This is a genomic window from uncultured Microbulbifer sp. (genome assembly GCF_947498635.1).
Classification (GTDB): domain Bacteria; phylum Pseudomonadota; class Gammaproteobacteria; order Pseudomonadales; family Cellvibrionaceae; genus Microbulbifer; species Microbulbifer echini.
Genome location: NZ_CANMKV010000121.1, coordinates 1 through 547 on the forward strand (window position 1 = coordinate 1; position 547 = coordinate 547).

The following is a 547-nucleotide window of genomic DNA, read 5'->3' on the forward strand; positions in this document are numbered from 1 at the left end:
GTGAACGCCGACAGTGGTATTACCCTGACTGGTACCGATGCCGCCGACACTTTCACCGTACTTTCTACAGCGAATCAGGTAGCAGTAGAAGGTATTACCTTCACCAATGTCGATGTTGTAGCAGCGGATGGCGCGACTGGTGACAAAGGTGAGAGTGATATCGTTAACGCAACGGATATCGATGTGTATCTGACGGGCAATGATAAAGAGTTGTCCACCAACGGCATGCTCTTCAAAGAAATTGAAACCGGCAATGTCACCGATAAGCGCTTATTTGGCTCCGCGACAAAAAGCGACAGCATCACTATTCTCGCTGCGAATGAGATTACCGCTAATGCCATGGCCTTCACCGGCATCAGCGAATTAGACCTTGGCGCCGGTGGCGGTAGCGTGACTGGAGTGAATGGCGCCGACTGGCAGCTGACCACGAATAATAAGCAGGTGATCAGCAGCAGTATTACCTTCTCCAGCGCCGACACCCTCAACGCACAAAATGGCAACGTGATTGGGGTTGCCGCTCGCAAAGAAGAATTTGCCCTGGAAGATA

Annotated in this window: 1 protein-coding gene; it reads left to right on the forward strand. The window is 51.4% G+C overall.

Annotated features, from left to right (window positions below):
• Positions 1–547, forward strand: a 547-nt coding sequence (locus tag Q1A69_RS20090) for a hypothetical protein (RefSeq protein WP_299589696.1), incomplete at both ends; no start/stop codon positions are given.